18 protein-coding genes and 1 riboswitch are annotated in these 16,363 nt (G+C 73.4%); all 18 genes read left to right on the forward strand.

The annotated features are described in order from the left end of the window. Positions 1 to 3 precede the first annotated feature (3 nt). On the forward strand, positions 4 to 816 hold the full coding sequence (gene pyrF / locus PZ894_RS18800; protein ID WP_275747153.1) for an orotidine-5'-phosphate decarboxylase: 813 nt from the start codon (positions 4 to 6) through the stop codon (positions 814 to 816). Then, a complete protein-coding gene (locus PZ894_RS18805; protein ID WP_275747155.1) occupies positions 813 to 1,244 on the forward strand; it encodes a hypothetical protein in 432 nt (143 codons plus the stop codon). The genes pyrF and PZ894_RS18805 overlap by 4 nt, the downstream gene beginning before the upstream one ends. Positions 1,245 to 1,344: 100 nt before the next feature. After that, complete coding sequence (gene mihF / locus PZ894_RS18810) at positions 1,345 to 1,665, forward strand: integration host factor, actinobacterial type (RefSeq protein ID WP_275747157.1); 321 nt, start codon at positions 1,345 to 1,347, stop codon at positions 1,663 to 1,665. After that, positions 1,658 to 2,239 carry a guanylate kinase gene (gene gmk / locus PZ894_RS18815; protein WP_275747158.1) on the forward strand — a complete coding sequence of 194 codons (582 nt, stop codon included), beginning with the start codon at positions 1,658 to 1,660 and terminating at the stop codon, positions 2,237 to 2,239. Before mihF ends, gmk begins: the two co-directional genes overlap by 8 nt. A gap of 9 nt (positions 2,240 to 2,248) precedes the next feature. Next, positions 2,249 to 2,572: a DNA-directed RNA polymerase subunit omega gene (rpoZ, locus tag PZ894_RS18820; RefSeq protein ID WP_275747160.1), complete on the forward strand. Its 324-nt coding sequence runs from the start codon at positions 2,249 to 2,251 to the stop codon at positions 2,570 to 2,572. Positions 2,573 to 2,587: 15 nt separating this feature from the next. Then, positions 2,588 to 3,793: a bifunctional phosphopantothenoylcysteine decarboxylase/phosphopantothenate--cysteine ligase CoaBC gene (gene coaBC / locus PZ894_RS18825; protein WP_275747183.1), complete on the forward strand. Its 1,206-nt coding sequence runs from the start codon at positions 2,588 to 2,590 to the stop codon at positions 3,791 to 3,793. Between the two features lie 85 nt (positions 3,794 to 3,878). Continuing rightward, positions 3,879 to 5,069 carry a methionine adenosyltransferase gene (gene metK, locus PZ894_RS18830; RefSeq protein ID WP_275747162.1) on the forward strand — a complete coding sequence of 397 codons (1,191 nt, stop codon included), beginning with the start codon at positions 3,879 to 3,881 and terminating at the stop codon, positions 5,067 to 5,069. 87 nt (positions 5,070 to 5,156) lie between these two features. Further along, positions 5,157 to 7,184, forward strand: coding sequence for a primosomal protein N' (locus PZ894_RS18835; RefSeq protein WP_275747163.1), 2,028 nt, complete (start codon positions 5,157 to 5,159; stop codon positions 7,182 to 7,184). 13 nt (positions 7,185 to 7,197) lie between these two features. After that, positions 7,198 to 7,752, forward strand: a complete 555-nt coding sequence (def, locus tag PZ894_RS18840) for a peptide deformylase (RefSeq protein ID WP_275747164.1) — start codon at positions 7,198 to 7,200, stop codon at positions 7,750 to 7,752. Next, positions 7,752 to 8,675: a methionyl-tRNA formyltransferase gene (gene fmt / locus PZ894_RS18845; protein ID WP_275747165.1), complete on the forward strand. Its 924-nt coding sequence runs from the start codon at positions 7,752 to 7,754 to the stop codon at positions 8,673 to 8,675. The genes def and fmt overlap by 1 nt, the downstream gene beginning before the upstream one ends. Next, positions 8,672 to 10,000, forward strand: a complete 1,329-nt coding sequence (locus PZ894_RS18850; RefSeq protein WP_275747167.1) for a transcription antitermination factor NusB — start codon at positions 8,672 to 8,674, stop codon at positions 9,998 to 10,000. The genes fmt and PZ894_RS18850 overlap by 4 nt, the downstream gene beginning before the upstream one ends. Positions 10,001 to 10,110: 110 nt before the next feature. Further along, positions 10,111 to 11,103 (forward strand): non-homologous end-joining DNA ligase, encoded by a 993-nt coding sequence (gene ligD / locus PZ894_RS18855; protein ID WP_275747168.1) that lies wholly within the window; start codon positions 10,111 to 10,113, stop codon positions 11,101 to 11,103. Between the two features lie 21 nt (positions 11,104 to 11,124). Then, complete coding sequence (gene rpe / locus PZ894_RS18860; protein ID WP_275747170.1) at positions 11,125 to 11,793, forward strand: ribulose-phosphate 3-epimerase; 669 nt, start codon at positions 11,125 to 11,127, stop codon at positions 11,791 to 11,793. 61 nt (positions 11,794 to 11,854) lie between these two features. Then, positions 11,855 to 12,012, forward strand: a riboswitch (FMN riboswitch). A gap of 73 nt (positions 12,013 to 12,085) precedes the next feature. Continuing rightward, positions 12,086 to 13,129: a bifunctional diaminohydroxyphosphoribosylaminopyrimidine deaminase/5-amino-6-(5-phosphoribosylamino)uracil reductase RibD gene (ribD, locus tag PZ894_RS18865; protein ID WP_275747171.1), complete on the forward strand. Its 1,044-nt coding sequence runs from the start codon at positions 12,086 to 12,088 to the stop codon at positions 13,127 to 13,129. Between the two features lies 1 nt (position 13,130). Continuing rightward, positions 13,131 to 13,742: a riboflavin synthase gene (locus PZ894_RS18870; RefSeq protein WP_275747173.1), complete on the forward strand. Its 612-nt coding sequence runs from the start codon at positions 13,131 to 13,133 to the stop codon at positions 13,740 to 13,742. After that, positions 13,738 to 14,424, forward strand: coding sequence for a nicotinamide riboside transporter PnuC (gene pnuC / locus PZ894_RS18875; protein WP_275747184.1), 687 nt, complete (start codon positions 13,738 to 13,740; stop codon positions 14,422 to 14,424). Before PZ894_RS18870 ends, pnuC begins: the two co-directional genes overlap by 5 nt. Beyond that, positions 14,421 to 15,683: a bifunctional 3,4-dihydroxy-2-butanone-4-phosphate synthase/GTP cyclohydrolase II gene (locus PZ894_RS18880; protein WP_275747174.1), complete on the forward strand. Its 1,263-nt coding sequence runs from the start codon at positions 14,421 to 14,423 to the stop codon at positions 15,681 to 15,683. The genes pnuC and PZ894_RS18880 overlap by 4 nt, the downstream gene beginning before the upstream one ends. Before the next feature lies 1 nt (position 15,684). After that, positions 15,685 to 16,167, forward strand: coding sequence for a 6,7-dimethyl-8-ribityllumazine synthase (gene ribH, locus PZ894_RS18885; RefSeq protein WP_275747175.1), 483 nt, complete (start codon positions 15,685 to 15,687; stop codon positions 16,165 to 16,167). The last annotated feature ends 196 nt before the right edge of the window (positions 16,168 to 16,363 follow it).

Here is a 16,363-nt window from a genome sequence, read left to right on the forward strand (position 1 = left end):
ACCATGACGTTCGGCAACCGGTTCCACGCCGCACTGGCCGACCGCGGACCCTTCTGCGTCGGCATCGACCCGCACGCCGCGCTGCTGCACGAGTGGGGCCTCGGCGACGACGTGGCGGGGCTCGAGCGGCTCGCGCTGACGGTCGTCGAGGCGGTCGCGCCGTACGCCTCGGTCGTCAAGCCGCAGTCGGCCTTCTACGAGCGCTTCGGCAGTCGCGGGATCGCCGTCCTCGAGCGGGTGATCGCCGAGTCCCGGTCGGCCGGCGCCCTGGTCCTGCTCGACGTCAAGCGCGGCGACATCGGCTCGACCAGCCAGGCGTACGCCGACGCCTACCTCGACCAGAGCTCGCCACTCGCCAGCGACGCGATCACCGCCAGCCCCTACCTGGGCTTCGGGTCCCTGGACCCGATGATCGACACCGCCCGCAAGCACGACGCCGGGGTCTTCGTGCTGGCACTGACCTCCAACAAGGAGGGCCCCGAGGTCCAGCACGCCCGGGCCGACGGCGGCACCGTCGCCGGACGGGTGCTCGACCACCTGCGCCGCCTCAACGCCGACGCGACGCCTCTCGGCTCGTTCGGTGCCGTGATCGGTGCGACGATCGACGACAGCACCGAGGACTTCGCGTTCAACGGACCGATCCTCGCGCCGGGCTACGGCGCCCAGGGCGGCACCGCGGCCGACGTGCGCCGGATCTTCGGCGCCAGCGCGGCCGTCGTGACCCCCAGCTCCTCGCGCGAGGTGCTGCGACTCGGCCCCGACGTCGCTGCGCTGCGCGACGCCGTACGACGCACCAACGACGAGCTGCGCAGGTGAGGCGACTCCTCGTCCTGCTGCTGGCCGTGGTCCTGCTCGGCGGGTGCGGCGACGACGCCGACGACTACTGCGACGCGGTCGCCGACCGCCAGGAGGAGCTGAGCGAGGTCGTTGGTGCGGGGCAGCCCGACGCGCTCCTCCAGTCGCTCGACATCCTCCGCGAGCTCCAGGATCGGGCGCCGTCCGACATCTCCGACGAGTGGCAGCAGGTGGTCGGCAGCATCGAGGGCCTCCGCGACGCGCTCGACGACGCCGGTGTCGACGCCGCCGCGTACGACCCGCAGCACCCGCCCGCCGGCCTCGCCGCGGCGCAGAGGAAGGCCATCGCCGACGCGGCCACGCGACTCGGCAGCGCCGAGACCGCGCAGGCGCTGCAGGACCTCGACCAGCAGGCGCGCGACGTCTGCCACACACCGCTGACGCTCTGAGCGTCCCGATTGCTGGGGCGAGACGGTTCTGACTAGATTGACCACTTGATCGACGTGCTCTCGGCACCGTCACCCGACCTCGACCAGAAGGACCACGCTCGTGGCTCTGCCCCCGCTCACCCCCGAACAGCGCCAGGCGGCTCTCGACAAGGCCGCCGCCTCCCGGAGGGAGCGGGCCGAGGTCAAGAACCGGCTGAAGAACTCCGGTGCCTCGATCTCCGAGGTCATCGAGGAGGGCCAGCGCAACGAGGTGATCGGGAAGATGAAGGTCGTCGACCTGCTGCAGTCGATGCCCGGCCTCGGCAAGGTGCGCGCCCGTCAGCTGATGGAGAAGCTCGGGATCGCCGAGAGCCGCCGGGTCCGCGGGCTGGGCACCAAGCAGGTCGCGGCGCTCGAGAAGGAGTTCGCCTCGCGTGACTGACGAGGCGCGGCGGTCCCGGCTCGTCGTCCTCGCGGGACCCACCGCGGTCGGCAAGGGCACCGTGGCGGCCGACGTACGCCGGCGCCACCCGGAGGTCTGGCTGTCCGTCTCGGCCACGACGCGCGCGCCGCGACCGGGGGAGCAGGACGGCGTGCACTACTGGTTCGTCGACGACGCGCGGTTCGACGAGATGGTCGAGCGCGGCGAGCTCCTGGAGTGGGCCGTGGTCCACAAGGCGGCCCGCTACGGCACCCCGCGGCGACCGGTCGAGGAGGCACTGGCCGCGGGGCGCCCCGCGATGCTGGAGATCGACCTCCAGGGCGCCCGGCAGGTCCGCGCGTCGATGCCCGACGCGCTCTTCGTCTTCCTCAAGCCGCCGTCCTGGGAGGAGCTGGTGCGCCGCCTGGTCGGCCGCGGCACCGAGACCGAGGAGCAGCGGCAGCGGCGGCTCGAGACCGCCCGGGAGGAGCTGGCCGCCGAGGCCGAGTTCGACGTGAGCATCGTCAACCACGAAGTTCACGCTGCCGCCGAGGAGTTGGTAGCCTTGATGACGCAATCCCCGACCGATCAGTGAGGCTTCCGCGTGTCTGCCCCCAACATCGCCGCCGAGGGCGTCACCAACCCCTCGATCGACGACCTGCTCTCCAAGACCGACAGCAAGTACAAGCTGGTCCTGTTCAGCGCCAAGCGCGCCCGGCAGATCAACGCCTACTACTCGCAGCTCGGTGAGGGCCTGCTCGAGTACGTCGGCCCGCTCGTGGACACCCACGTGCAGGAGAAGCCGCTCTCGATCGCGCTCCGCGAGATCAACGACGACCTCCTGGTCTGCGAGGACATCGACCCCGCCGAGCTCGCCGCCGAGGAGGCCGCCGCCCAGGCCGCCGCCGCCGACGCCGGCGACGCCTGAGCAACGGGCACTTCCCTGAGCAGGGTCGTCCTCGGGGTCTCGGGCGGCATCGCGGCGTACAAGGCCTGCGAGCTGCTGCGGCTGCTCACCGAGTCCGGGCACGACGTCACGGTGGTCCCGACCGCCGCGGCGCTCGAGTTCGTGGGCGCGCCGACGTGGTCGGCGCTCTCGGGCAAGCCGGTCGCGACCGACGTCTGGACGGGCGTCCACGAGGTGCCGCACGTCCGCATCGGCCAGGAGGCCGACCTCGTCGTGGTCGCCCCGGCCACCGCCGACCTGCTGGCCCGGGCCGCGCACGGCCAGGCCGACGACCTGCTCACCAGCACCCTGCTGACCGCGCGCTGTCCGGTCGTCTTCGCGCCGGCGATGCACACCGAGATGTGGGAGCACCCCGCCACCCGCGCCAACGTCGCCACCCTGCGTGATCGCGGGGTCCTCGTGATCGAGCCCGCCGAGGGCCGGCTCACCGGCAAGGACACCGGCAAGGGCCGGTTGCCCGACCCCGACGAGATCTTCGAGGTCTGCCGCGAGGTCCTCGTGCGGGGTACGACGACTCTCGACCTGGCCGGTCGGCACGTCGTGGTGTCGGCGGGTGGCACCCGCGAGTACCTCGACCCGGTGCGCTACCTCGGCAACCGGTCCTCCGGCCTGCAGGGCTACGCGCTCGCACGCGCGGCGGCCGCCCGGGGCGCGGAGGTCACCCTGGTCGCCGCCAACGTGACGCTGCCCGACCCGGCCGGCGTCAAGGTCGTGCGCGTCGAGACCACGGCGCAGCTGCGCCAGGAGGTCGTCACCGCCGCGGCGTCCGCGGACGCGGTCGTCATGGCCGCCGCGCCCGCCGACTTCCGGCCGACCGCCGTCAGCGACGCCAAGATCAAGAAGGCGAGCGACGGCTCCGCCCCCGTCGTGGGGCTGACGCAGAACCCCGACATCCTCCTGGAGATCAGCACCGAGCGGGCTCGCCCCGGGCAGGTGATCGTCGGGTTCGCCGCCGAGACCGGCGACGACACCGGCTCGGTCCTCGACCTGGCTCGCGCCAAGCTCGCCCGCAAGGGCTGCGACCTGCTGGTCGTCAACGACGTCAGTGGGGGAGCCGTCTTCGGCAGCCCCGACAACGAGGCCGTCGTGCTGGCGGCCGACGGGGCCGCGGTCGACGTGCCCCGCGGCTCGAAGGCCGCCCTCGCCCACGTCATCTGGGACCAGGTCGCTGACCGACTCTGATGAGGGAGCCTGAGACTCCCATCCCGACATGCGGGACGCCGGATATGGTGTGCCCGAACCGCAACACCCACAGCTAGGAGCAGCAGTGACCGGACGTCTCTTCACGTCGGAGTCGGTGACCGAGGGGCACCCGGACAAGATCGCCGACCAGATCAGCGACTCGGTCCTCGACGCCATGCTCGAGCAGGATCCGCACAGCCGGGTGGCCGTCGAGACGCTGCTGACGACCGGCCTGGTGGTGGTCGCGGGCGAGGTCACCACGACCGGCTACGTCGACATCAAGCAGAAGGTCCGGGACAAGATCCTGGAGATCGGCTACGACTCCTCGCACAAGGGCTTCGACGGTGCGTCCTGCGGCGTCATGGTCGCGATCGGCGGCCAGTCCGGCGACATCGCGCAGGGTGTCGACACCGGACACGAGAGCCGCACCGGCTCGACCGACGCCATGGACAAGCAGGGCGCGGGCGACCAGGGCCTGATGTTCGGCTACGCCTGCGACGACACCGACGTGCTGATGCCGCTGCCGATCGTGATGGCCCAGCGCCTCGCGGAGCGCCTCACCTTCGTCCGCAAGGACGGCACGCTGCCCTACCTGCGTCCCGACGGGAAGACCCAGGTCACGATCGAGTACGGCGACGACAACCGGCCGGTGCGCGTCGACACCGTCGTGCTCTCCTCGCAGCACGACGACGACACGCAGCTCGACACACTCGAGGCCGACGTGAAGAAGCACGTCATCGACCCGGTGCTCGCGACCTTCGACCTGCCGTCGGACGGCTACCGCCTGCTGGTCAACCCGACCGGCCGCTTCGTCGTCGGCGGCCCGATGGGCGACGCCGGCCTGACCGGGCGCAAGATCATCGTCGACACCTACGGCGGCATGGCCCGCCACGGGGGCGGCGCCTTCTCGGGCAAGGACCCGTCGAAGGTCGACCGCTCCGCGGCGTACGCCATGCGATGGGTCGCCAAGAACGTCGTCGCCGCCGGCCTCGCGCGGCGTTGCGAGGTCCAGGTCGCCTACGCGATCGGGAAGGCGCAGCCGGTCGGCGTCTTCGTCGAGACCTTCGGCACCGGCACCGTGGCCGACGAGAGGATCCAGCAGGCCGTGCTCGAGGTCTTCGACCTCCGCCCGGCCGCGCTCATCCGCGACCTCGATCTCCTCCGCCCGATCTACGCCAAGACCGCGGCGTACGGTCACTTCGGCCGCGAGCTCCCCGAGTTCACCTGGGAGAGGACCGACCGCGCGGATGCGCTCAAGCGCGCCGCCGGCGTCTGAGCCCACCCGAACGCTGACCCGCCCGAAACTTTCGGGCGGGTCAGCGTCGTTGTGGGGCCGTCGACGCGCGCTGGTAGAACTTCGCCCATGGCCGACGACGAGCACCCCGAGCTCCTGCCCGGTCTCGCCCGGGCGGAGGTGAAGGCGTCGCAGGCGAAGGCCCGGGCGACCCGGGCACGCAAGGCCGCCGAGGCGGCGCCGGCGACGCTCGACCCGGTCGCCCGGGTGCTCGTGGACGTGCCGCTCGCGCACCTGGACCGGCCGTTCGACTACGCGGTGCCGGCGGCGATGGCCGACGCGGCGGTGCCGGGTGCGCGGGTGAAGGTGCGCTTCGCCGGACAGGACGTCGACGGCTTCGTCGTGGCCCGCGGCAGCGAGAGCGACCACACCGGTCGGCTCTCGCCGCTGCGGCGCGTCGTCAGCCCCGAGCCGGTGCTGCACCCGCAGATCGCGGCACTGGCCGGGGAGCTCGCCGAGAGGTACGCCGGGACGCGGTCCGACGTCCTGCGGCTCGCGATCCCCGCCCGGCACGCGACGACCGAGAAGGAGGCGTCGGCGCCCGCCGGGCCGTGGCACCACGAGCCCGCCGACGGGGAGGCCGCGTGGGCGGGCCATGAGCCGGCGGCCGCATTCCTGCGGCACCTGGCGGACGGCGGCAGTCCGCGCGCGGTCTGGGCGGCGGCGCCCGCCACCGACTGGCCGCTCCTCGTCGCGCACGCGGCCGCCGCGACGTACGCCTCGGGTCGCGGCGTCGTCGTCTGCGTCCCCGACGGCAAGGACGTCACGCGGGTCGACCGCGCGCTCACGGAGGTGCTCGGCGAGGGCCAGCACGTGACGCTCACCGCCGAGTCGGGACCCGCCCGGCGCTACCGCGACTTCCTGGCGCTCAGCCGCGGCGCCCGCCGGGTGGTCGTCGGCACGCGGGCCGCCGCCTTCGCGCCGGTCGCCGACCTCGGGCTCGTCGTCATCTGGGACGACGGCGACGACCTGCACGCCGAGCCGCGCGCGCCGTACCCCCACACCCGCGAGACGCTGCTGCTGCGCGCCGAGCGCGAGGGCGCGGGCGCGCTGATCGGCGGCTTCGTCCGCACGGTCGAGAGCGCCTACCTGCTCCGCACCGGCTGGGCCCGCGAGATCGGCCCCGACCGGGCCGAGGTGCGCCGCCGGCTCACCGTGACGATCGCGGGTGAGGAGACCCACCGCGACGTGCATGCCCGCGGCGCGCGCATCCCGCGCGAGGTGCACGTGGCCGTCCGCGAGGCCATCGAGGCGGGCCCGGTGCTGGTGCAGACCCCGCGGCTCGGCTACGTCAACGCGCTGGCGTGCGAGCGGTGCCGCACCCCCGCGCGGTGCACGACGTGCCAGGGACCGCTCGCGCTCACTGGGCCGGCCACGCCGCCGGCCTGCCGGTGGTGCGGCACCCCCGTCGAGGCCTGGGCGTGCGCGGAGTGCGGCCACCGCGGGCTGCGGGCGCCGGTCCTCGGCGACGCCCGCACCGCCGAAGAGCTGGGCCGGGCGCTGCCTGGCGTCCGGGTCCGCACCAGCTCCGGCGAATCGGTGCTGGCCACCGTGCCGACCACGAAGCAGGTCGTCGTGGCCACGCCGGGCGCCGAACCCGTGGCCGAGGGCGGGTACGCCGCCGTCGTGCTGCTCGACACCTGGCTGCTGCTCTCGCGCATCGACCTGCGCGCGGGCGAGGAGGCGCTGCGCCGGTGGGCCGACGCTGCCGCGCTGGTCCGGCCGGGCGGTCGGGTGCTCGCGGTCGGGGACCCCGCCCATCCCACGCTCCAGGCGCTGGTGCGCTGGGACCCCGCGGGGCACGCCGCGCGGGAGACCGACGAGCGGATCGCCGCCCACCTGCCGCCCGCGAGCCGGCTGGCCACGATCACCGGCGCAGCGGGCGCCGTCGACGACGCCGTGACCCTGCTGGCCGCTCCGCCGTCGGCCGAGGTGCTCGGGCCCGTCGATCTCGCCGACGGCGAGTGCCGCGTCGTCGTGCGCGTGCCGCGCGCCGAGGGCGTCGAGCTGTCCCGTGCACTCGGCGAGCTCCAGCGGGTCCGCTCAGCGCGCAAGCTCGACGCCGTCCGCGTGCAGGTGGATCCGCCCACCCTGTGAGCCCCTCCCTACTATGGGCGCCGTGCCCATCCAGCCCATCCGCCTCTTCGGCGACCCGGTCCTGCGCAAGCCCGCGATCGAGGTGGTCGACTTCGACAAGGAGCTGCGCCGCCTCGTCGAGGACCTCACCGACACGATGAGGGACGCGCCCGGAGCCGGCCTGGCCGCGCCGCAGATCGGCGTCGGGCTGCGCGTCTTCACGTGGTACGTCGACGGCGAGCTCGGCCACCTGGTCAACCCCCGGCTCTCGCTGTCGTCGGAGACCCAGCACGGCCCCGAGGGCTGCCTGTCGATCCCCGACCTGAGCTTCGACTGCACCCGGGCGCTGTCGGTGGTCGCCCACGGCTTCGACATGCACGGCGAGCCCGTCGTCGTCGAGGGCTCCGACCTGCTCGCGCGGGCGATCCAGCACGAGACCGACCACCTCGACGGCGTGCTGTTCGTCGACCGCCTCGACACCCAGGCCCGCAAGGCCGCGATGAAGGCGATCCGCGAGGCGGAGTGGTTCGGTCTCGAGCAGCCCACGGTCAAGGTCTCGCCCCACGCCACCAACGGCCTCGGCTTCTGATGCGCGTCGTCTTCGCCGGCACCCCCGAGGTCGCCGTCCCGGCCCTCGACGCGATCGCCGACTCGGCGCACGACCTCGTCGGCGTCGTCACCCGACCCGACGCCCCGGCGGGGCGCGGCCGCCGGCTGACGCCCAGCCCGGTGGCCCGGCGGGCGGAGGAGCTCGGCGTACCCGTCCTCAAGCCGGAGCACCCGCGCGACCCGGAGTTCCAGGCCGCGCTGCGGGCCCTCGAACCCGACTGCTGCCCGGTCGTCGCGTACGGCGCGCTGCTGCCGCAGTCCGCCCTCGAGATCCCGACGCACGGGTGGGTCAACCTGCACTTCTCCGTGCTGCCGTCGTGGCGCGGCGCCGCCCCGGTGCAGCACGCGATCTGGGCGGGCGACGAGGTGACCGGCGCGACGACGTTCCGCATCGTCAAGGAGCTCGACGCCGGCCCGACCTTCGGCGTGATGACCGAGCGCATCCGTCCGACCGACACCGCCGGCGACCTCCTCGAGCGACTCGCGGAGGGTGGCGCCGGGCTGCTCGTGGTCACGCTCGACGGTATCGGCGACGGCTCGCTCGAAGCGCGGCCGCAGCAGGCCGAGGGCGTCACCTTCGCCCCGAAGGTGCAGGTCGACGACGCACACGTCGACTGGACGCAGCCCGCGGTCGCGATCGACCGGCAGGTGCGCGCCTGCACGCCGGCGCCCGGGGCGTGGACGACGTACGACGGGGAGCGGGTCAAGCTCGGGCCGGTGACCCTCACCGACCTGCCGGTCCCGGCCGGGCGCCTCGAGGTCGGCAAGTCCGACGTCCTCGTCGGCACCGGCACCCACGCCGTGCGCCTCGGCGAGGTGAAGGGGTTCGGCAAGCGGCAGATGCCGGCCGCCGACTGGGCCCGCGGGCTGCGCCTGGAGAGCGGCGCGGTCCTCGGGACATGACCGGCCGCAGCCGCGTCGACCCCGCGCGCCTGGTCGCCTTCGAGGTGCTCAAGGCCGTGCGGGTCGACGACGCCTACACCAACCTCGTGCTGCCCTCCCTGCTGCGGCGGCACGCCCTCACCGGGCGCGACGCGGCGTTCGCGACCGAGCTCGCTGCGGGCACGATCCGCTGGCGGGGCCTCTACGACGCGGTGCTCGCCGCGTGCATCGACCGGCCGCTGGCGAAGGTCGAGGCGAAGGTGCTCGACGCGCTGCGGCTCGGCTGCCATCAGCTGCTCGCGATGCGGGTGCCGAGCCACGCCGCGATCAGCACCACGGTCGACCTTGTCCGTGACCGGGTGAGCGCGGGGGCCGCGGGCTTCGCGAACGCCGTGCTGCGCACGGTCTCCCAGCGCGACCGCGCGAGCTGGGTGGCCGAGGTGGCACCCGACCCGGCCACCGCCTTCAGCCACCCGGTCTGGGTCGTCGACCGCCTCCGGGAGGCGCTGGGCGACGACGCCGAGCTGCCCGCGCTGCTGGCCGCCGACAACGAGCCGCCGCGGGTCACGCTCGTCGCCCGGCCCGGTCGGGCGAGCCGGGACGAGCTGCCGGGGGAGCCGACCGCGCTCTCGCCGTACGCCGTCACGATGGCCGGCGGGGACCCGGGAGAGCTGCCGGCGGTCGCCGCCGGTCGGGCCGGGGTGCAGGACGAGGGGTCGCAGCTCGTCGCGATCGCCGCGGCCACCGCGCCCGTCGACGGTCGTGACTCCCGCTGGCTCGACCTGTGTGCCGGTCCCGGGGGCAAGGCCGCGCTGCTCGCCGCGCTCGCGGCCGAGCGCGGCGCCGGCCTCGTGGCCTCCGAGCGCCAGCCCCACCGCGCCGGGCTCGTGCGCGCCGCACTGCGCGGCGCCGACGGCGTCACGGCCGTGGTCGCCGCCGACGGCACAGCCGCGCCCTACCGGGCCGCCGCCTTCGACCGAGTGCTGGTCGACGCACCGTGCACCGGCCTCGGCGCCCTGCGCCGCCGGCCGGAGGCGCGCTGGCGGCGCCGCCCGGCCGACCTCGACCAGCTCGTGCCCCTCCAGCGCCGGCTCGTCGACGCTGCCCTCGACCTGACCCGGCCGGGTGGCATCGTCCTCTACGCCACCTGCTCGCCCGTGCTCGCCGAGACCCGCGGAATCGTCGAGGCCGTCCTGGCCGGCCGCGGCGACGTCACGCTCGACGACGCGGCCCCGCTGCTGCCGCAGGTGTCCGACGCCACCGGACCGCTTCCGGGGACGATCCAGCTCTGGCCGCACCGGCACGGCACGGACGCGATGTTCGTGGCGGTGCTCCGGCGTCGCTGACGCGCAGCCCAGTCGGAGGACGTGGCGCAGGTAGCGGCGACGCGCCGCACGGGCGGCTGGTCGAAGTCCATGTCCGAACCGTAGGCCGCGGCACCCCCTAGGGTGGCGGCATGCCCTCGAAGCCGCCGTCGGTCGAGATCGAGGTCGACGACCGGGTGGTGCGGGTCAGCAACCCCGACCGGGTCTACTTCCCTCCCACGAGATCCGGGGAGAGCGGGGCCACGAAGCTCGACCTGGTCGAGTACTACCTGGCCGTCGGACCCGGCATCGTCAACGCGCTCTTCGAGCGGCCCTGCATGCTGCACCGGTTCCCGAAGGGTCTCGCCGGCGACAAGGTGCACCAGAAGCGGCTGCCGGCCGGCGCGCCGCCGTGGGTGGAGACGGTGCGGCTGTACTTCCCCCGCTGGGGTCGCACCGCCGACGAGCTGTGCGTGACCGAGCTCGGCTCGGTGATCTGGGCGGTGCAGATGTCGACCGTCGAGTTCCACCCGTGGAACAGCCGACGCGAGGACACCGAGCGGCCCGACGAGTGGCGCATCGACCTCGACCCCGGCCCGCTGTGCGACTACGCGAACGTGCGACGCGTCGCCCACGTCGTCCACGAGGTGCTCGACGAGCTCGGCGTCGTCGGCTTCCCGAAGACCAGCGGCAGCAAGGGTCTCCACGTCTACGTGCGGATCCGGCCCGATCACGGCTTCAAGGACGTACGCCGCGCCGCGCACGCGTTCGCCCGTGAGGTCGAGCGCCGCGCCGGCGGCGACGTCGACCTCACGTGGTGGCGCAAGGACCGCGACCCGGCCACGGTCTTCGTCGACTACAACCAGAACACCCGCGACCACACCATCGCGGCGGCGTACTCGGTGCGCGGGCTGCCCGATGCCCGCGTCTCGACGCCGATCCGATGGGACGAGGTCGACGACGCCGACCCGCGCGACTTCACGATCTTCACCGTGCCCGACCGGTTCGCGGCGCTCGGCGACCTGCACGCCGACATCGACGACGGTGGCGGCAAGGGCGCCTACGACATCGCGCCGCTGCTGGAGTGGGCGGAGCGCGACGAGCGCGCGGGAGCGGAGACCCCGGCGGAGCCGGACGAGGAGTGAGCGGCCTCTAGACTCCCCGCCGTGGGCCACATCCAGATCACGCCGAGCATCCTCAACGCCGACTTCGCGCGGCTGGGGGAGGAGGTCGCCCGGATCGGCAGCGCCGACTGGGTGCACGTCGACGTCATGGACAACCACTTCGTGCCCAACCTGACCTTCGGGCCGGCGATGGTCGAGGCGCTCGCGCGGTCCACGGACGTCCCGCTCGACGCCCACCTGATGATCGAGGACGCCGACCGCGAGGCGATCGCGTACGTCGAGGCCGGCTGCGGCTCGGTCACCTTCCACGTCGAGGCCGCGAAGGCGCCGGTGCGCCTGGCCCGCGAGATCCGGGCCGCGGGCGCGCGGGCGTCGATGGCGCTCAAGCCGGCGACGCCGGTCGACCCCTTCGAGGACCTGCTCCCCGAGCTCGACATGCTGCTGATCATGACCGTGGAGCCCGGCTTCGGCGGCCAGAAGTTCCTCGACCTGTGCCTGCCGAAGATCCGCCGGGCCCGCGAGCTGATGTCCAGGCACGGCCTCGAGACCTGGCTCCAGGTCGACGGGGGTGTCAGCCTCGAGACCATCGAGCGCTGCGCCGAGGCCGGCGCCGACGTGTTCGTGGCCGGCTCGGCCGTCTACTCCGCCGACGACCCCGACCGGATGGTGGCCGAGCTCCGCGCGACGGCAGCGGCCGCGACGTCCGTGTGACGTGACCCACGGCGCCGTACGACGGGCGCTGTGGCACACTCGTCCCGACGAGCCAACATGCTCGCGTGCTCTGGGGTCGGTGAAATTCCGAGCCGGCGGTGACTGATCGATGCCTCCTCGCTTCGCTCAGAAGTCCGCGACCCGTTCGCAGCCAGCGATCGGTTGACCAGGTGGAACTCCTGGACCGACGGTCAAAGTCCGGATGGGAAGCGCACGCAGGTGTCGTCACGTACGTCGTACGTGACGACCCGTCCAGCCCCGGAGTCCGCGACCGGACACGAGGGGCCACCCGATGAGCACCACCGCAGCCGAGCGGGCCGCGATGCGGCGCGCGCTCGACCTCGCGGCGTCGCCCGGGCTGCCGCTCGGCCCCAACCCTCGCGTCGGCTGCGTCATCGTCGACGACCACGGCGAGACCGTCGCCGAGGGTCACCACCGTGGCGCCGGCACCCCGCACGCCGAGGCCGACGCGCTCGCCCGGGCTGGAGCCCGCGCGCGGGGAGCCACCGCCGTCGTCACGCTCGAGCCCTGCAACCACCACGGACGCACCGGCCCGTGCGCGCGGGCGCTGGTGGGGGCCGGCGTACGACGCGTCGTCTACGCCCAGTCCGACCCCAACCCGGCCGCCGCCGGCGGCGCAACGACCCTGCGGACTGCGGGGATCGAGGTCGAGTCGGGACTTCTGACGGTTGAATCGGGACTTCTGAACCGCGCCTGGACCTTCGGGATCGAGCACGGTCGCCCGTTCGTCACCTGGAAGTTCGCCACCACGCTCGACGGCCGAAGCGCCGCCCCCGATGGCACGAGCCGCTGGGTCAGCTCGCCGGCGGCGCGGCGCGACACCCACCGTCTGCGCGGACTGTGCGACGTGATGCTGGTCGGCACCAACACGGTTGCGGTCGACGATCCGCTGCTCACGGTCCGCGACGAGCGCGACCGGCCGCTGGAGCATCAGCCGCTGAGAGTCGTGATGGGGGAGCGTGACCTCGATCCCCGTCACCGGGTCTTCGCTCAGTCGTCCGCGGGCGACGCCGAGAGCCTGCACCTGCGGACCCGCGACCCGCAGAAGGCGCTCGCCGAGCTCTTCGACCGCGGACGCCGCCACGTCTTCCTCGAAGGCGGTCCCACCCTCGCGGCGGCCTTCCTCCGGGCCGGCCTGGTCGACGAGATCGTCGTCTACCTCGCGCCCATGCTGCTCGGCGCCGGCCGCTCAGCCGTGGCCGACCTCGGAATCAGCACCATCGCGGAGGCGTTGCGCCCTCGCGTGACCGACATCACCGTGCTGGAGGGAGACGAGCCCAACGTTCGTCTGACCCTCGTGCCTGGAGAGGACTGAGATGTTCACCGGAATCGTGGAGGAGCTCGGCACCGTCGCCGCGGTCGAGGACCAGGGCGACGCGATCCGCCTCGGCATCCGCGCGGCCACCGTGCTCGAGGACGTCGGCCTGGGCGACTCCATCGCCGTCAACGGCTGCTGCCTGACGGTCACGACGGTCGACGGAGACACCTGGACCGCCGACGTCATGCAGGAGACGCTCGACAAGACCAGCCTGCACGGCGTACGCCCCGGCGACCGCGTCAACCTCGAGCGCGCCGTCACCGCCGACAAGCGCCTCGGTGGACACATCGTCCAGGGCCACGTCGACGGCGTCGGCGAGGTCGTGAGCCGGACCCCCAGCGAGCACTGGGAGGTCGTCGAGATCTCGATGCCGGCCGAGCTCGGCCGCTACCTCGTCGACAAGGGCTCGGTCACCGTCGACGGCGTCAGCCTGACGGTCGTCGGGGCCGGCGACGACCGGTTCACCGTCAGCCTCATCCCCGAGACCCTCGCCCGCACCACGCTCGGCACCCGTCGACCCGGCGACCGCGTCAACCTCGAGGTCGACGTGATCGCCAAGTACGTCGAGCGGCTGATGGCGCATGCCGGGAAGGACGACCCCCGTGATTGAACAGAGCCTGGACTGGCTGCTCCACGGCACGATCACGGTCGGCGACGGCTACCTGTCGGTCCGCGAGGTGGTGGGCAACGTCTTCGGCCTCGCGAGCGCGCTGCTCGGCATGCGTCGGCTCGTCTGGGCCTGGCCGGTCGGGCTGGTCGGCAACGTCCTGCTCTTCACGGTGTTCGTCAGCGGCGAGCTCAGCGGAGCCGTCTCCGAGCCGCTGTGGGGCCAGGCCGGGCGCCAGGTCATGTTCGCCGCCGTGAGCGTCTACGGCTGGTGGCGCTGGCGGCAGTCGCGCGGCGCCGCCGACGGCGGGGCGATCAGCCCCCGCTGGGCGACCGCGGGCGAGCGGCTGCTGCTGCTCGGCCTGGCCGTGGTCGGGTACGCCGTCGCCTACGAGGTGCTCCAGCACATCGGGTCGTGGGGACCGGCCACCGAGGCGTGGATCCTCACCGGCTCGCTGCTCGCGACCTACGGCATGGCCCGCGGCTGGGTCGAGTTCTGGCTGGTGTGGGTCGCGGTCGACGTCGTGGGGGTGACCACGCTGGTCCGGGCCGGCTACTACCCGACGGCCGCGATGTACCTGTTCTACGGCGGCTTCTGCGTCGTCGGATTCCTCACCTGGTGGCGCATCGAGCGCCGCGCGGCCACGGCACCCGCCGCGGCGGCACACGAAGGAGCGGCAGCATGAGTCACGAGGTCCAGCACGTCGGGGTCCGCCTCGACACCGTCGAGCGGGCGATCGCCGACATCGCCGCAGGCAAGGCCGTCATCGTCGTCGACGACGAGACCCGCGAGAACGAGGGTGACATCATCTTCGCGGCCAGCAAGGCCACGCCGGAGCTGATGGCGTTCACGATCCGGCACAGCAGCGGCGTGATCTGCGTGCCGATGCCCGCCGACATGCTCGACCGGCTCGAGATCCCGCTGATGACGCCGCACAACCGCGACAAGATGCGGACGGCGTACACCATCTCGGTCGACGCCCGCGACGGCGTCACCACCGGCATCTCGGCCGCCGACCGCGCCCACACCGTGCGGGTGCTCGCCGACTCGGCCACGGAGCCGTGGGAGATCACCCGACCCGGCCACGTCTTCCCGCTGCGCTACCGGGAGGGCGGCGTCCTGGTGCGGCGGGGCCACACCGAGGCCGCCGTCGACCTCGCCACGCTCGCCGGCCTGACGCCGGCCGGGGTGCTCGTCGAGGTCGTCAACGACGACGGCACCATGAAGCGCGCCCCCGAGCTGCGCGAGTTCGCCGACGAGCACGGCCTGGCGATGATCTCCATCGACGACCTCGTGCGCTACCGACGCCGTCACGAGAACCTCGTCGACCGGGTCGCCGAGACCCGGCTGCCCACCCGGCACGGCGACTTCACGGCGTACGGCTATCGGATCACCGTCGACGACTCCGAGCACATCGCGCTCGTCCACGGCGACATCTCCGGAGACCAGCCGGTGCTCACGCGGGTCCACTCCGAGTGCCTGACCGGCGACGTGTTCGGCAGCGACCGCTGCGACTGCGGCCCGCAGCTGGAGGAGGCACTCGAGCGGATCGTCGCGGAGGGCCGCGGCGTCGTCGTCTACCTGCGCGGCCACGAGGGGCGGGGGATCGGGCTCGTCGCGAAGCTGCAGGCCTACCAGCTCCAGGACGGCGGCCGCGACACGGTCGACGCCAACCTCGATCTCGGCCTGCCCGCCGACGCCCGGCACTACGGCACCGCCACCCAGGTGCTGCGCGACCTCGGCGTGACGAGCGTCCGCCTGCTCACCAACAACCCCGACAAGGTCGAGAACCTCGAGGACTTCGGAGTCCACGTGGCGGCCCGGGTGCCCCTGACGCCGCACCCCAACGACCACAACATCGCCTACCTGCTCACCAAGCGCGACCGGATGGGTCACGACCTGCCCAACCTCGAGCTCGACCCCGACGTCAAGGACGGAGCCTGACATGGCCGGAGACGGAGCCCCGGAGACCGAGGTCTTCGACGCCAGCGGCCTGCGGGTGGCGATCGTCGCGGCGAGCTGGCACACCCAGGTGATGGACGGACTGATCCAGGGCGTCCAGCGCGCCCTCGCCGACTTCCGCGCCACCGGCGTCGTGCACCGGGTGCCGGGCACGTTCGAGCTGCCCGTCGTCGCGTCCGCCCTCGCGCAGCAGGGGTACGACGCGGTCGTCGCGCTGGGCGTGGTGATCCGCGGCGGCACCCCGCACTTCGACTACGTCTGCAACGCCGCCACCGACGGGCTCGTCCGCGTCGGGCTCGACCATACGGTCGCGATCGGCTTCGGCGTGCTCACGTGCGACAACGACGCCCAGGCGCTCGACCGCGCCGGACTCGCTCACTCGCGCGAGGACAAGGGCTACGAGGCCGCGTCGGCGGCGCTGCTCACCGCCCGGACCCTGCGCGAGCTCGGAGTGCGCACGCCGTAGGGTTGACCGCGTGAAGAGCACCCCACGGAATCGCGCGCTTCCCCCGCTGCGCTCCTCCAGTACACGATTTCGCAGGGACCCCGCGTGAAGAGCACCCCACGGACTCGCGCGCTTCCCCCGCTGCGCTCCTCCAGTGCACGATTTCGCAGGGACCCCGCGTGAAGACGTTCGACGATCTCTGGGCCGAGCTGAGCGA

Origin of the sequence: Nocardioides sp. YIM 152315 (assembly GCF_029210375.1) — a bacterium.
GTDB lineage: Bacteria > Actinomycetota > Actinomycetes > Propionibacteriales > Nocardioidaceae > Nocardioides.

Coding starts and splice junctions, on each gene's coding strand:
- pyrF (WP_275747153.1), top strand. CDS start 4: ATGACGTTCGGCAACCGGTTCCACGCCGCACTGGCCGACCGCGGACCC.
- PZ894_RS18835 (WP_275747163.1), top strand. CDS start 5,157: ATGGCCGACGACGAGCACCCCGAGCTCCTGCCCGGTCTCGCCCGGGCG.
- def (WP_275747164.1), top strand. CDS start 7,198: ATGGGCGCCGTGCCCATCCAGCCCATCCGCCTCTTCGGCGACCCGGTC.
- fmt (WP_275747165.1), top strand. CDS start 7,752: ATGCGCGTCGTCTTCGCCGGCACCCCCGAGGTCGCCGTCCCGGCCCTC.
- PZ894_RS18850 (WP_275747167.1), top strand. CDS start 8,672: ATGACCGGCCGCAGCCGCGTCGACCCCGCGCGCCTGGTCGCCTTCGAG.
- ligD (WP_275747168.1), top strand. CDS start 10,111: ATGCCCTCGAAGCCGCCGTCGGTCGAGATCGAGGTCGACGACCGGGTG.
- ribD (WP_275747171.1), top strand. CDS start 12,086: ATGAGCACCACCGCAGCCGAGCGGGCCGCGATGCGGCGCGCGCTCGAC.
- PZ894_RS18870 (WP_275747173.1), top strand. CDS start 13,131: ATGTTCACCGGAATCGTGGAGGAGCTCGGCACCGTCGCCGCGGTCGAG.
- PZ894_RS18880 (WP_275747174.1), top strand. CDS start 14,421: ATGAGTCACGAGGTCCAGCACGTCGGGGTCCGCCTCGACACCGTCGAG.
- ribH (WP_275747175.1), top strand. CDS start 15,685: ATGGCCGGAGACGGAGCCCCGGAGACCGAGGTCTTCGACGCCAGCGGC.